Here is a 13,615-nt window from a genome sequence, read left to right as displayed (position 1 = left end):
ATCGTGATCAAAGCGCACCAGAAGGCCAGCCCCACACTCCGGGCAGGCCACCACGCTGCTCCAGCGGTAGTTGACCTCGTGCCCCGAGGCGCCATGCGGGACGGCCAGCAGCTGATGAGCACAACCGTGCGCTGATCCGCCCGGCACACGACGCAGATGCCCATGGCTGCCCCTCCCCTGCCGTACGCCCGCAACCACACCCTAGAGATCGACGACAACCACCGGACGAGGCAGAGGAAGCGAGCGCTGCGAGGGTCGAGATGAGGTGGGCTCGATACCGTGACGAGGTGATTCCGAGTTGTCCCGACTGCCACGCGGCGGGCGTCCCTCTGCTCTTCGGCCTCCCGGTGCCGGAAGCCAGGGAGGCCGCAGCGGCAGGCGAGCTTGCGCTCGGCGGGTGCTTCGTCCCCGACGAACCGGTACCGAACTGGCAGTGCCCGCGGCAGCACCGATGGCGCGACGCCGATGAGCGGACATGGGACACGCAACTCCTAGCCGCGCTACTCGCACACGGCTACACCGGGTGGGGTGCCGACGCTTGAGCCGGCAGCGGGAGCGGGCGCGGGCGCCGGCAGGTGCGGTGCTCCGGCACCATTCGTGGCCGAGCGCGAGGGCATCGCGGTCGCCATTAGCCCGGTGCCGTAGGCGCGAACCGGAGCGCCGTGACTCCGGGGTACTTCCCGGAGGAGGTCCAGATCTCCTGCCGGGCCGGTGTACGTGGCGAAGGCCTCCTGGTTGGCGGAGCGGTTCCTCGACAGCTCCACTCCACAACCGGAGGCCTTCACCTACCTACGACATCAAACCGTGTCGTCACACAACCTCAACCAACCTCCCTGGACAGCACAACTAGTGCGGCTCCGGACCTTCCCACCACGTCACCGTCTCGTCCCACCGGCTCGCAGGCGTCCAGCGGCAACAACACCTCCGTAGCGGCGGCAGCTGGCGTGCGATCAGCGACGACGACTCGTGGCTTCGCCGTCCACACCGGACCCACTCGTAGCCGCGCTGCCCGCAAACCCGCGGCCGCAGACCGGTTCGGCTTCGGCCTCGGCGGACTCAGCCGTCGCGCAGCACACTCCTCCGCTCGACTTCGCCGTCTCGAAGGATCGCGCGGCGGCTGCCTCCCATCTGCGCAATTAGTCCATCACGGGCAAGTCGCACACCACCTCCACGGAGTCAACCCGTGACCCGATGCATGGCAGTTATTCATATCGATATAGATCGTCGCTTAACTGTTCCCGGCGGGCCGATGTTGACCCCTTGACGAGGGGCTTCTGCCGCAGTCTAATTTGGTGTCCATATAGGGGAGGCCGACTTGCGGGAGAGTTCCAGTTCGCCGTTCCGACGTCCATGCGTCGGCTCGCGCGGCAGTCGGGATCCCGAACAAAGCCAACGACATTCGCTGCCCGATAAAGGCGGCAGGAGTGCGCGCCCCCGCCCGCTGGAGATCGACCCTTCGGAAGGAATCGGAGATGAGTATGAGTTCCTTGAGTCGGCGGGATTTACTGCGTCGAGTGGGAGGCACCTTTATTGCCGGCGCAGGCATCGCCTTGTTTCCGGCCGGGTTCGCCTCGGCATCGCCCAAGACCGGCCTGACACCAACCCCCGGCAGTACAGCCGGCGGACCGGCGTATCCGGGAGACCCCGGTTTTGTCGCCAGGACGCCGGGGGAACTGGGTGCCGCTAAAGCCAGTTGGGAAACGCCAGAATATGGCTACTACACCGGCCACAATCCTGCCAACCCTGGCACAGCGATCGACTCCCCCTGGCAGCTCGTCGCGGTAAACGCGTCCACCGCCTACGCCCTTGGGTACCGCGGGCAGGGCGTCGCGCTGGGCATGATGGATTCGGGCTACCGGCCTACCCACGAAGGATTCCAGACCGGGCTGATCGTTCCGGTGAGAGCGGAGGGGTTCTACGGAACGTCCGGCTTCGGGTACCGGAACTCAGTAACCCCGTCGAACCCGTTTACTGCGGGCCAGCGGTTCACTGTGGCCGGCGACCAGGCGCGAACGAGTGACTACAGTCACGGGACCGGCATGCTTGGCGTCACCTCTGGCATTCGCGATGGCAAAGAGCAGCACGGCATCGCCTTTGGCTCGACGATGTATGTCGCCATGACCGGCGGTTCCGATACCCAGTCCCACGGCCCCTTCCACGATTACGTGTACTGGCGTACGGCCAATAAGGCCCTGGTTGACGCAGGCGCCCAGGTCATCAACAGCAGTTGGGGCTCTTATGTCCAGACTCTTGACAGGAGCCGCTTCGACGGCCTGGGTAACGACCTTGGGGTCAATGGCAACCTCGCCAACGCTTACCAACTGCGCGGCAAGGACAGCGCCAGCGCCACGGCGATGGCGATCATCATCCCCAACGAGCATCTGAAGGACCTGGAGTACCAGTACTTCCTCTTCAAGAAGAGCTATTCGGAAGACGGTATTCAATACAACCCGAACTACCCCGGACGCTCCTTCATGGATGCCATCTGGGACGCTATCAAGGATAGCGGTACCGTCAACGTGAGGTCGGCCGGCAACAACGACTGGAGCAACCCGTACTTCCGCCCGGCGTACCCCTTCTTCAATCCCGCGGCGGAGGCGCAGTGGGTATGCGTCGGCGGGGTGCAGCCTCCCACTGCGGCCAACCCCGAATACACGAAGCAATTCGGGTACAACGAGGCGGGGCTCGCCAAATGGTGGACCGTGTCCACTCCGTCGAACAGTGTTCGGACCACGAACAGCGGTGGCGACACCAACTATTCGAACTCGAGCGGAACGTCTCCGGCGACGCCCGTTGCGACAGCGGTGATGGGGGTTCTGCTCTCCCGCTATCCGAACATGGACGCCAAGCAGGTCCGTGATCTGATGTTCACCACGGCGAACAACAAGATGTCCGACGGTGTGAGGTTCCTCGGCACGGGTCAGACCTCCCCCTCGGGGGCATCCATCGCCTGGACCGCTCCCGACGGGGTTCCGGACGCGCGCTGGGGCTGGGGCATCCCCGATCTGGACAAGGGCATGTATGGCCCCGGCCAGTTCCTGGGCCCCATGACGTACAACATGGACAAGGTGCCCCTGGACGTCTGGTCGAACGACATCAGCCAGATCGCGATCAAGGAAAGGGAGCGGGAGGATCGGGAGTGGCTGGCGGCCTACAAGAAACAGGGCATCGCCTTCGCCGGTGAATTCAGCCCCAACGTACTGAGCCCGGACGGCAAGCTCAGCGAAAACGCCTTCATGCTTCAGGGCATTCTGGCTGATCCTTACGTCCAAGCCATCACCAACGGCCACCCGGAACTGTACGACAAGATCAACTATGAGGACGCCACCAAGTGGCGTAAGGAATGGATGGACGCGCGCGCGGCCTTCATTCAGAACAACATCGACAACAGCCTCTACACGGCGTCTTTGACCAAGCGGGGCTCCGGGATGCTGATCATGTCGGGCCACGCCACCTACGAGGGCGGCACGACGGTGGAAGGCGGCAAGCTTTCGATCGCCGGCTCGCACGCAAGCTCGGTCGCCGTCAAGGGCGGCACGCTCGGCGGCAGCGGTTTCGTAGGAGGCAGCATCCGCGTCAACAGCGGCGTGTTGCAGCCCGGCCTGTCGGCCGCGGAAGCGGCGTCCGCATTGTCCGTCAGTCTCACCGACGTTCCGCAGGGCAACGTCCTGAAGGTCGGCGGCGACGTGACCATCAGCCGAGCGGGTCGCCTCGCCATCACCATTTCCGGCGACCGCGACTACACGAGCGTGCGGGCCATGGGTGCCCTGGTGCTGGACGGCGAACTCACCCTGGACGTCCGCGCGCCCATCACCCCGGGCACGGTACTGACGATCATGAGCGGGGCCTCGATCAAGGGCAACTTCCACTCCATGCCGGAACGGCGGGTCCTGAACGTGGGCGGCCACATGTTCCGGGTGTCCTACAAGGGCGGCGCCATGACGCTGACCGCCGAGCGGACGCTGCCGGGGGCACGGTCCGGCAACGCCTAGCCACACGTGGTCTGGTCAGCCAGGCTCAGGGTTCGCCTGAGCCTGGCTGACCAGGCCCTTACCCGAGTAGAAATCACGACCCTGGTGGATGCGCTCGCCGACATCCTCGCCTGGTTGATCCACCGACGCCGGCACCACGAACACGCCAAGTTCCGCCCCTACGTCCCGCAAGCGGATGGGTTGCCTCGGCCCCGTTCAGGGGTAGCAGAGGGATGCGGTGCGTGCTCATGCCGATGAGCGAGCGGTGAGTGGGCTGGTGGATCAAGCAGGCTGGATGTCGAGAAGTTCTGGCGATGGGAGTTCCTCTGGGTCCGTCACCTCGACGCCGATTCACTCGATGCCGCCGAGGACCTCCCCCCGCCGAGGGTCCTCGATCGTGTACAGGAACAGGCCGTCGTGGGAACACCGAACACCCGCATTGACTTAAATGGCCATCCCGAGGCCGCGACCATTATGAAAATCGATGGACGGGCATCCGCACCCGCAGGTGCCGACAACGACCGCTTCCGCCGTCTGACGGCGCAGGGGTTCGACATCCTGGAAATCAACGGCTAGCAGCGCCTCAAGCACCGCTCGCTCCCGCTGGGTCAGTGGTCTCGCGTCCATGCTAATGATCATCTCATCATGGACCGAGGTCGGCATCTGCTATTGCCGCTGACTGCGCTGGTCGCAGCTCCGGTAATGCGTCCTACGCGATGGTCAGTCCGACCCGAGGCCGTGTGAAGGCCCTCATAGACTTTGTTGGTACAGGACGAGGACCGTACGCTGCCGGCCGCGCTGGCCACAGCCCACGCTGGAGGCTTCTCCGCCGACCATGACGGCCACGACTTCGAGCCGTACGACGAGTTCATGTGGTCCGTCGAAACGCTTGAGTGGTGGCGGTCCTGGACCGGCATCCCGACCGCCGGCACGGCACCGTTCCGAGTCTTCGGACAAGACGGGTCTGGCGGTCTGGCCGCCTTCTGGATCCGCGTGCCTGACGCCCCGATCCAGACCCAGCCCATCGTGTTCCTCGGCTCGGAGGGCGAGCTGAATGTGATCGCCAGCAACCTCGGCGACTACTTGTGGCTGCTGGCCAATGGCGTCGGCCCCCTCGAGATCGTCGACGGCATTCACCGCACGACAACGCCCATCTCCAGGCTTACCGCAATCGCACAGCGCTACACCGGCGACATGCACCGGCCGACCGCGTCGGTGATCGGCGCAGCCCAAGCCGAGCGCCACGCGCTAACGACGCTGGTCGACACGACCGCGCGGTAGTTGTTGGGCACGCCCTTTCACGGGCTTTGTGTCCCGGGGCAGGTGGTCGGCGAGCACCTGGGCGACATCGTCGAAGGTGATGTTGCGTTGACTCATTGACTGCTCCTACCGGTGCCGGATGGGACAGGGAAAGCATGTCAAACGGCGCCATAGTGGAGGAAGCGAAACCGGCCGGGAGCGCTGTCCGGCGCGTCACGGTCAAACGGGGGCCGTTCCGGCGTGGTCGCACACCGGGCACACGCAGACGGCACCGCAAAACTTGCACGTCCCCGGCGTCTTGGTGCCACCGTCGACAGCAACAGCCGACCGGCAGTGCTCGTGCCGGCCGTGCAGACACGCGGTGCTCAAGTAGACGTGGTCGCCGTCAGCACCGATCTGTGGCGACGCCACCGCGGCTTGGCGCTCAGCGGGTGATTCAGCCACGGCGCACCGGCTCATGGTCGCGGTCCCCGCCGTAGGTCCGCCACAACCAGCGGTCCACCCAATTGCCCCACAGGTCGGCGTGAATGGCCTCACCGCACCGCCCACACGCTGCCTTCACAGTCTCGGCCATGGGCCCACCTCATTGATCACGTTCGCCAACGGTTCAACACTCGCCACGGTCATGATGGCGGTTGACGCCTGGATCTGCTCGGTCAAGCAATGCGGGTAGCAGCCGGGCGTGTAGTTGTCCAGCTCGCCTGCCCGCGCCCCCATGCTGCTGCGGTAGGTGACAGCGAAGGCAACCGGGTCGGATGGATCGCACGGCTGGTCGCCGCGCTCAGGACGGTACGCCCTGCACTGCTGGGCACCGAAGGTGTCGTTCATCGAGGCAGCTCCGATACGTTGGTCGGGTTCTTATAGCCGGGAGCCGCCACGTGCCGCTCCCGGTTTTGCTTGTCCGGCGCTGGCGGGTCGGGCAAGGCGTCAACCTCGGCGGGGCTGCCGAACGCCAACACCGAATGCACCTCGAACGCCCACGCCCGCCAGCAGTCCCAGCGATCGTTGATCGCCTGATGCCAGCAGGCCAGCAGCACTTGATGCCGGGTCAACGCGTACTCGTCGCACACTTTCGCCACGGTGTCACCGCCCACGATCATGCCGGTGATGTCCACGGTGGCGGTGCGGGTGCCCACAAGGATGGGGCAACCCCAACGGACGGCCGGGTCAACGACGATGCGGGGGCGGGTCATGGGTTGGTTTCGGCGAGCACATCTGCCAGCGGCGCGATCCCGGTGACGGCCATCGCTCCCGCGGCGACCTCCCTCGTTGCCTCGGCCGCGCAGTGCCGGTAGCAGCCGGGGGTGAAGTCGGTTAACTGCCCCACCTGCTTCCCGCTCCCACGCCGGGACGTGACAGCGAAGCGGATCGGGTCTCCGGGGCGGCACGGCTCGTCGCCGCGCTCAGTCGGTACGCCTGGCATGTCGGCCCTTTTTGGGCGTGGGCGGCGGTGACGGCGAGGTAGGCGTGGGCGCACAGACCGAGAGTTATGTGCCGGTACCAGGCGTCGTACCGACGGACCTGGTAGTGGTCCAGGCCGACCTCGGTCTTGGCGGTCTGCTCGTTGACACCGAGTCTCGGACCTACACCTTCTGAAACGGCCGGGTCGGCGCGCGTTTACCCAACCTCACTGATAGCCTCAGCGCACTCGCCACACCACGCGCCGGTACCTGCAAGCGGGGTTGGTTGACCTCCGAGCTACCGCCGAAGACGCGGATCGTCTCGGTGGAGTTCGCACCGTTCGGCGGCCTGCCCCTCACCTGGAAGGTCCGCTAGGGCGGCATATCAACGCCGCCTCAACCGTGACTGAGGGGCAGTTGCCCAGGCAGTCCTCGTGGGAACGAGGAAACTTGAACCCAAAAGAACCCCATGTCGAGCCTCGTTCAAGGCTTGTCATTGCTTGTCAAAACCCCTTGTTACCGACAGTAATCGGACCAAGCTTGTCATTGCTTCCCGAAAATGGTCGCTGAGCTGTAGAGACACCGCCACGCGCTCATCGCCCCTTGTCACCGTTCGTCAACGATTGGCCGGGGTTTTCGGGGGGTAAACGGGGGCACCGTTGATCGTTGCCGGTACGTTCACGGCCCCACCAGCCGGCCGCCGTATCCGGTCAACCCATCACCATCCTGAACCCCCGTGACAACACCACCTCACGTACATCACTTGGGCGACAGCAACAGCCGGCCATCCCGGCGCATCGCCATGTCGACGAGAGCGCACTCGATTTGGCTTGATGGCCCTGTCCCAATGGCGGCCCACACCGTCTCAGTGACTGTCGATGCGCCGGTCCACGGAGCCTGGACACCCCCGTCTGCGCATGAAGTCGTTGAAGTCCGGCATGCGTCTCCCGTGAGAGAGCGCCGGCCGCCAGCCACTGACCTTCATCGCCCAGCGGTCACCCGATGCCGTTCGGTCCGGGTTGTGGTCGACCTCCACCGGCCAGCCATGTCCGGCCGCCGCCTCGCGGACCCGGCGGTACATCCGGTCGGCGACGCCCCTCTCACGGAACTCCTCGCGCGTGTCGACGCGCTTGACCTCCCCCACCGTCAGCCCGGCTTCAAGGCCGTCGAGGCGCCCGCCTGGCCGAGTGATCGTCCAGGCCAGGTGACCGATCCAGGCGAGGGTGTTGGCCGCGAGCGCCACAACGACCGCGCTCCCCTCGCGGTGGAACACGACGTGCACCTCCTCAGCCGCCGCCGAACTCCCGTCAACTAGATCGACGATCGGATCAGGTTGCCGCGTGCTGACGGCGTCGGCATCCTGCAACGAGCACACTTGGTCCACGCTGTCCGGGATCGCCAGCCCCGTCCAGGCGTCGACACCAACCAGTTCCCGCGCGGCCCGGCACAGAGCAACGCCGACGCCGCGCTCCATCTTGTCCTTGCGGACCTGAGTGTCCGACTGCGACGCCTCATCCGGGCTGGTCCGAATGGGCGGGCCAGCAGGAGGTGATCGAAGCCGCCATGGTCGTGGACCAGGCGGCCTCGACACGTTGGCCCAAGGCGTATGCCGGGGTGGCCGTCGACGTGCCCGTCCAGCTCCTGCTGGTGCAGCGCATCCCCACCCTCGGTTTCGACGCCGCCGTCCGAGGGCTGGTTCCGGGCATGACGGTGCGGTTCGCCGACGCCCGGTACCCCAGGCTGACCCTCGACGCGTGGGTGGCGGACATCAGCGCCGATTACGACTACTGGCAGCGGCGAGGCGTCCCGCTGCGCCACGTCAGCGCGGCACCCGGCCAGTACGTGGAGGTGGGCACCGACGACCCGCAACACGACGCCGGGAAAATCCGCGCCCACTACCCGCACATGACCCTGCATGTGGTGCAGGGCGTTATCGCGGTGCCAGCCACCGCACGCTGACCGTTGATGGCTTGCTGGTCCTGCCACCTGACAACAGCAATCACTAGCAGGACAGACGATTCACGGGAGGCCATGCTTGATCTCTTAAGTGCTCCTCGCGCGAGGCGACGGGTGTTGCCCACATAGCCGCCTGCCGAGGGTCCCTCAGTCCGACCTGGACTCCGGCAGGCCCGCGAACCTGAAGAGGCGTCTGCCATTCCAGAGGGGACGGCCCGGGTCAAGGTAGCGCTGCCCTCCCGTCGATGAACACCCTCTCGTCACATCCGCGGTTGCTTTACAGATCGACGCGGGGGCCGCCGGAGTGCTCGTCACCCACGAGGCCCGACATGCCGCACATTGATCGAATGCACTGGCTCGACTGATGCGAATGAAGCCATTATCGTGGCAACCACGGTAGCTTCTACCGGCACCTCGGCCACGCCAGGGCTGTCAGCTACTGGTGGAGGGCACGGAGGAGTTGACCGCTTGAGGTCCGACCATCGGGTGTCACTTCCTACCGACGAGCAGATCCGGGCGCTGCACGAGCGGTTCGCACCGACCGGGGATGCCTTCGAGCTCGTCTACACCCATTGCCAAATCATCTGCGCGGTCGCGGAGCAACTCCTGTGTGACTACCCCGCTGCCCTAAATGCCGCCCTCGTGCGGGTGGGCAGTCTCCTGCACGACATCGGCGTCTACCGCCTGTACAACGCGGCGGGACAGCTCGATCACGGAACCTATGTCCGTCACGGGATCCTCGGGCACACGTTGCTGCGTGAGCTCGGGTTCCCCGAGTCGGTGAGCAGGTTCTGTTCCCATCACACGGGCGTCGGGCTTACCCGTGACGACGTGCTGCAGCAAGGCTTACCGCTGCCGGTTCGCGCCTACACGGCTCGCACCCTGGAGGAGCAATTAGTGATGTACGCAGACAAATTTCACAGTAAAACGACACCCCCCACGTTCGTCACCGCCAGCTCCTACGCTGCCAGTGTGCGGCGCTTCGGCGACGACAAAGTTGACCGTTTCGCGGCGATGGTCAAGAGGTTCGGCGAGCCGGACCTGCCATCACTCTCCCGCCGCTACCAGCAGCCGCTGATCTGAGACGCCGCGCCGACGATCAAGGCGTCGAGGTTGAGGCCGAGGGCGGCCTCCCGGCAGACGTTGTCGGCCAACGCGGTCGCCTCGGCGGCCTGCCCTCGCAACGTCGCCATTCATGGACGTTGACCTACCGCCGACGCCCGCGCCGCTTCGGGGTTCCGCAAGCATCGACGGCCCTAACGTCGTCCGAGGGATCGTCGCGGCGCAAAGCCGACATGGAGGGCCGCGGGGACGTGCGGCTGTCGGTGATGAGGACTTCAGCGAGGTGCGCGACTTCTTCGATCTTTTCGGTCCCGACCTTCTCGATCAGATGCGTAACGTCGCTGAAGCGGCCTCGCTCCCGCCGGTTGCGCAGCCAATCCCGCAGTAGCCACCACAGCCCAGCGGAGCCGGACGCCGTCGCGAGCGCGGCGGCGATTATGGAGCCATCGCCCCCGCTCATGAGTTGCTCCGAAGGTGCGAACGTGCCTCTTGGGCGCGCCGGTCTACTCGGTACTGCACGAAGGCCGCTCGGCCGGCGTCCCAGCCCTCCAGATAGCTGCTGAGTTGCTCAGCCAGAGCCGTCGGATCCCGACGAATGAGCAGCGGACGCCATGGCGGGAGTAGCTGGCTGCCCTGCATGAGATTCGCCCCTGGTTCCCGCCTAGGCAGCACGTCGGCGGGTCGGAATATAGGGCTCCCCAGTGCTCGCGCCGCCACGCTGTAGGGCTCGCCGGTGATCGCCATACGGGCCCGGATGGCTTGCTTATGGTTACGCCTGTTGGTCATGACACGCCCTCCGGCGGACCCACGCTCCACCAGGACGAGAGACCGGTGTGCGACTATGCGCGAGTCGGGCGAGACCCTTGTCCGTCGATGTCCCGGCGGCGTGGGTGACCGGAACGCGGAGCCGGCTGGCGCGTGCAGCCGCGCATCAGGATAGCGGAAGCAGTCGCCCTGCGCAGCCTGCCGTGCCTTGTGGCGGAACTGCCGCCGCCCGGCACGGGACGGAGATGACCGGCCGTGCCTGTTGATCGGCGGCCGGCGGTGGCAGTCATCACGGCGGACAGCCGTCCGCCGTCCCCGCACCTGCGCTCGGGTTGTCCAGCCGTGGCCGACACCGGGCTCCGCGGCCACCTAGCGGGACCAGTCACCTTCCTGACACCCCGGCATCCGGTCGGCCGATCACTGCCGCCGTTCAGTCCCGGCACACTCGCGAAGGTGACGCCCTTGAAGCCCGCGCAGACGCTCGTACTCACCGCGGCCGCAGTCGTCGGCATGGTCATCTGCGGGGCAAATATCGGCGACGACAAACCAGCCTCCCAAAGTCATGTTCACCTGTCCGCGTCGGCTCAGGTGCAGCGCATCACCGCCACGAACGCCAGCACCAACAGCCCTGTGCCGATGCCGCGGCCCACCGCCGTCGCCGTCGCGCCCACCAGCACGGCGCCGGCCCGGAAACCGGCACCCACGCCGACGCGCACCAGCAGCCCACCCACAACGCCGTACTACAAAGACTGCGACGCGGTACGAAACGCCGGAGCCGACCCCTCTTTCCGGGAGAGCCCGGCTTCCGACCCGAACTGGACCGGGACGGGGACGGGGAGGCCTGCGAACCCGACGGCGGCAACGGTGACGCCGGCCCGGCCCCAGACGGCGACGTGTCCTACGCCAACTGCACAGAGGTTCGGGCGGCGGGCGCCGCCGACCCGATCCACAAGGGCGACCCCGGCTACTCGCGGAAACTCGACCGCGACGGCGACGGCATCGGCTGCGAGTAGCACCATGACGCGACCAAGCCCCGACCAGACAGGATGTCAGGGCTTCGGCTGTCCGGCGCCCGATCGGCGCTACCGGACGCCGGAAGGATCGACGCGAACAGCGATGTGGGCGTCGGCGAGGAAGCGGTCACGGTCGTCACCGTGGGCGACTGCCGCGTTGTAGACGGCGTCGATCGCAGCGGCCAACGGATCGTCATTCGCCAGGGCGATCAGAGCGGGGAACGCGGCGGCCTGCTGACGCGCCTCGGCAACGCGGCGTGTGCCGAATGCTGTCGAATCCAGGTGCAGCGTGACGGTGGTGTGGGGCACCTCGGGATCAGACAGGAGCCGGTTGAACGCGGCGGTGCCGCTCTGCTCGGTGAAGGATCGGGGCAGCGGGCGGTTGGCCTCGGCGTCGGCGAGTACGTCGGCGATCCACCCGATCTGCTCCAGTCCGGCCACCCGCATCGCGCGGCGGGCCGCCCAGCAGGCTGCCTCTCGCCGGCGGGCGGCGGGCAGTGCGTCGATGTTGTCGAGCAGCCGGCGGTCGATGCGGGCCAGGGACCGCGCCTGGCTGAAGAGTCCGGAGAGTCCGCGGACGCGATCCGACGGTGGCGCACCTCCCCACCGCTTGGCGTCGCGTTCGGCCTGCAGGCGGCGGTACTTGTCGGCCAGCGCGGTCGCCTCGGCGGCCTGCCCACGCAACGTCTGCACCCACGGATACGACCCGTTGGCGTCGAGCAGATGGTCCCAGATCAGGCCGAGGGCGAAGGCGTGCCGGCCCAGCACTCCCTCGTGTCGCAGCGTGAAGCCGTCGGGGCCGGACGTCAGCCGTACGGTGGTCGGCTCATCGTCGGGCAGCGTGGTCAGCGGTTGAGGGAAGATCGGTTCGTCGGCGGTGGACCACGACCACCGCAGAGTCTCGTCGTCGACCCGCTCCAGCCGAACCTCCAGATCGCCGGCGGGCAGCACTCCGGCTGGGACCTCGACCGGCGCGGGCCGGTGGCGGACCACCGCCACCCGGGGCAGGCCTGCGTCGTCCTCGTACGGATCGGGTGGCAGCGGCGGCAGCAGGGCCGGACGACCAGACGGGCGCGGAACCAGTGACAGCATCCCCCACTCGGCGGCCTTGACCGGTTTTTGCACCCAGTCGCGGGCCCCCGGGTCGGCCTGCACGGTGCGCCAGGGCGTCTCCTCGGACACTGCCCAGATGTGCAGCTCGTGCCGCTCGGGCGGGTCGTCGTCGGTGCGTACGGTCTCGTGCAGGCGGTCGCGCGCGTGCACCCGCACCCGGATCAGCCCGCGCGGGACAGCGACGTCGGTGAGGGGCTCCGCGGTGCCGCCCATCAGGCCGACGACCGACAGCCGGCCGCTGGGACTGAAGAGGGTCGCCTCACTGATCGCGTCCCAGCCGGCCTCGGCTGCCCTGGGAGGCTCGGGCAGGACACGGACACGCGCCTCGATCCAACCGGTGTGGATGCCGCAGAAGCCGGTGAATTGATACGGCGCGACGACGTGTAGCAGGCCGTCGCCGAGGGTGTAGATCCCCATGCCGAACGCGCCCGGCACGGTCGACACCTCGTACTGACAGTGGCTGACGGACAACCTCGCCCAACTGGTCGCGGATGCCGGACTTCGATGATCTGCGTCATTCACGTCGGCCACTCCCAGATCCTACGGCCGGTCTCACCGAACCCACGCAGTGCAAGATCGCGTTCGACTCTGAACCGAGGTGAGGCTCTACTGTCCGGTCACGCAAGTCCGCCCACGGTAGCGGCCAGGAAGACCGACACCGCGGCGCGCGAAACGAGCTGAACGGCGGCGGTCGCGCTGGTCAGGAGGCGCAGGTGTTGAGCATGCTCTGTAGTGCGGACTTCTCCGAGGACTGCAGAGTGAGGCTCCAGTTGTACTTCACGGTGATCCACATTTTGCTGTAGGTGCACCGGTACGACGACAGGGACGGCTGCCAGGTGGAGGGGTCCTGGTCGCCTTTGGACTGGTTAACGTTGTCCGTCACCGCGATCAACTGGGCGCGGCTCAGGTCGTTGGCGAAACTCTGCCGGCGGCTGGTGGTCCAGGAGTTGGCGCCGGAGCGCCACGCCTCCGCGAGGGGCACGACGTGGTCGATGTCGACGTCGGAGGCTGCCGTCCAGGTGGCACCGTCGTAGGGGCTGTACCAGCGGCCCGAGGTGGCAGCGCACGAGCTGTC

General features: G+C 66.7%; 15 protein-coding genes and 2 pseudogenes. 7 read left to right on the top strand and 10 right to left on the bottom strand.

Annotated elements, in window-relative coordinates; all coding sequences use genetic code 11:
- Window positions 1-1,472: 1,472 nt before the first annotated feature.
- From AB0F61_RS32765 to AB0F61_RS32755, 3 genes are all read left to right on the top strand, one after another.
- Window positions 1,473-3,992, top strand: coding sequence for a S8 family serine peptidase (locus AB0F61_RS32765; protein ID WP_357817851.1), 2,520 nt, complete (start codon window positions 1,473-1,475; stop codon window positions 3,990-3,992).
- Window positions 3,993-4,388: 396 nt separating this feature from the next.
- Window positions 4,389-4,547 carry a hypothetical protein gene (locus tag AB0F61_RS32760; RefSeq protein WP_357817848.1) on the top strand — a complete coding sequence of 53 codons (159 nt, stop codon included), beginning with the start codon at window positions 4,389-4,391 and terminating at the stop codon, window positions 4,545-4,547.
- Window positions 4,548-4,733: 186 nt separating this feature from the next.
- Entirely contained in the window at window positions 4,734-5,252 is a 519-nt protein-coding gene (locus tag AB0F61_RS32755) for an SMI1/KNR4 family protein (RefSeq protein WP_357817845.1), read from the top strand.
- A 537-nt stretch (window positions 5,253-5,789) separates the two neighbouring features.
- On the opposite strand, the gene AB0F61_RS32750 is transcribed toward AB0F61_RS32755, so the two are convergent.
- The 5 genes and pseudogenes from AB0F61_RS32750 to AB0F61_RS32730 form a co-directional block, all read right to left on the bottom strand.
- Entirely contained in the window at window positions 5,790-6,059 is a 270-nt protein-coding gene (locus AB0F61_RS32750) for a hypothetical protein (RefSeq protein ID WP_357817842.1), read from the bottom strand.
- Window positions 6,056-6,424: a DUF433 domain-containing protein gene (locus tag AB0F61_RS32745; RefSeq protein WP_357817840.1), complete on the bottom strand. Its 369-nt coding sequence runs from the start codon at window positions 6,422-6,424 to the stop codon at window positions 6,056-6,058. The genes AB0F61_RS32750 and AB0F61_RS32745 overlap by 4 nt, the downstream gene beginning before the upstream one ends.
- Window positions 6,421-6,558: a hypothetical protein gene (locus AB0F61_RS32740; protein WP_357817838.1), complete on the bottom strand. Its 138-nt coding sequence runs from the start codon at window positions 6,556-6,558 to the stop codon at window positions 6,421-6,423. Before AB0F61_RS32740 ends, AB0F61_RS32745 begins: the two co-directional genes overlap by 4 nt.
- Window positions 6,546-6,791 (bottom strand): annotated as a pseudogene (locus tag AB0F61_RS32735) (IS701 family transposase); the annotation flags it as partial. The gene AB0F61_RS32740 and the pseudogene AB0F61_RS32735, both read right to left, overlap by 13 nt.
- Before the next feature lie 705 nt (window positions 6,792-7,496).
- Window positions 7,497-8,105: a hypothetical protein gene (locus AB0F61_RS32730; RefSeq protein WP_357817835.1), complete on the bottom strand. Its 609-nt coding sequence runs from the start codon at window positions 8,103-8,105 to the stop codon at window positions 7,497-7,499.
- A gap of 74 nt (window positions 8,106-8,179) precedes the next feature.
- On the opposite strand from AB0F61_RS32730, the gene AB0F61_RS32725 reads away from it, so the two are divergent.
- The gene (locus AB0F61_RS32725) at window positions 8,180-8,590 is read left to right on the top strand and encodes a hypothetical protein (RefSeq protein WP_357817831.1); all 411 of its coding nucleotides are present in this window, start codon (window positions 8,180-8,182) and stop codon (window positions 8,588-8,590) included.
- A gap of 465 nt (window positions 8,591-9,055) precedes the next feature.
- On the top strand, window positions 9,056-9,670 hold the full coding sequence (locus tag AB0F61_RS32720; RefSeq protein ID WP_357817828.1) for an HD domain-containing protein: 615 nt from the start codon (window positions 9,056-9,058) through the stop codon (window positions 9,668-9,670).
- On the opposite strand, the gene AB0F61_RS32715 is transcribed toward AB0F61_RS32720, so the two are convergent.
- From AB0F61_RS32715 to AB0F61_RS32705, 3 genes are all read right to left on the bottom strand, one after another.
- Window positions 9,649-9,780: a hypothetical protein gene (locus AB0F61_RS32715; protein WP_357817825.1), complete on the bottom strand. Its 132-nt coding sequence runs from the start codon at window positions 9,778-9,780 to the stop codon at window positions 9,649-9,651. The genes AB0F61_RS32720 and AB0F61_RS32715 overlap by 22 nt on opposite strands.
- Window positions 9,781-9,794: 14 nt before the next feature.
- A complete protein-coding gene (locus AB0F61_RS32710; RefSeq protein WP_357817822.1) occupies window positions 9,795-10,109 on the bottom strand; it encodes a hypothetical protein in 315 nt (104 codons plus the stop codon).
- A gap of 889 nt (window positions 10,110-10,998) precedes the next feature.
- Entirely contained in the window at window positions 10,999-11,145 is a 147-nt protein-coding gene (locus AB0F61_RS32705) for a hypothetical protein (RefSeq protein WP_357817887.1), read from the bottom strand.
- Between the two features lie 18 nt (window positions 11,146-11,163).
- Here AB0F61_RS32705 and AB0F61_RS32700 point away from each other — a divergent pair.
- Both AB0F61_RS32700 and AB0F61_RS32695 read left to right on the top strand, forming a co-directional pair.
- Window positions 11,164-11,229: pseudogene (locus AB0F61_RS32700) on the top strand (hypothetical protein); the annotation flags it as partial.
- 78 nt (window positions 11,230-11,307) lie between these two features.
- Window positions 11,308-11,427 carry an excalibur calcium-binding domain-containing protein gene (locus tag AB0F61_RS32695; RefSeq protein WP_357817882.1) on the top strand — a complete coding sequence of 40 codons (120 nt, stop codon included), beginning with the start codon at window positions 11,308-11,310 and terminating at the stop codon, window positions 11,425-11,427.
- A 69-nt stretch (window positions 11,428-11,496) separates the two neighbouring features.
- On the opposite strand, the gene AB0F61_RS32690 is transcribed toward AB0F61_RS32695, so the two are convergent.
- Both AB0F61_RS32690 and AB0F61_RS32685 read right to left on the bottom strand, forming a co-directional pair.
- Complete coding sequence (locus AB0F61_RS32690; RefSeq protein WP_357817819.1) at window positions 11,497-12,975, bottom strand: hypothetical protein; 1,479 nt, start codon at window positions 12,973-12,975, stop codon at window positions 11,497-11,499.
- 265 nt (window positions 12,976-13,240) lie between these two features.
- Window positions 13,241-13,615, bottom strand: a 375-nt coding sequence (locus tag AB0F61_RS32685; RefSeq protein WP_357817816.1) for a DUF1524 domain-containing protein, incomplete at its 5' end; no start/stop codon positions are given.

This window comes from Micromonospora sp. NPDC023888 (genome assembly GCF_040639415.1).
Classification (GTDB): domain Bacteria; phylum Actinomycetota; class Actinomycetes; order Mycobacteriales; family Micromonosporaceae; genus Micromonospora.
The sequence above is the reverse complement of the archived record's forward strand: the minus strand, read 5'-3'. Positions and strand labels throughout refer to the sequence as shown.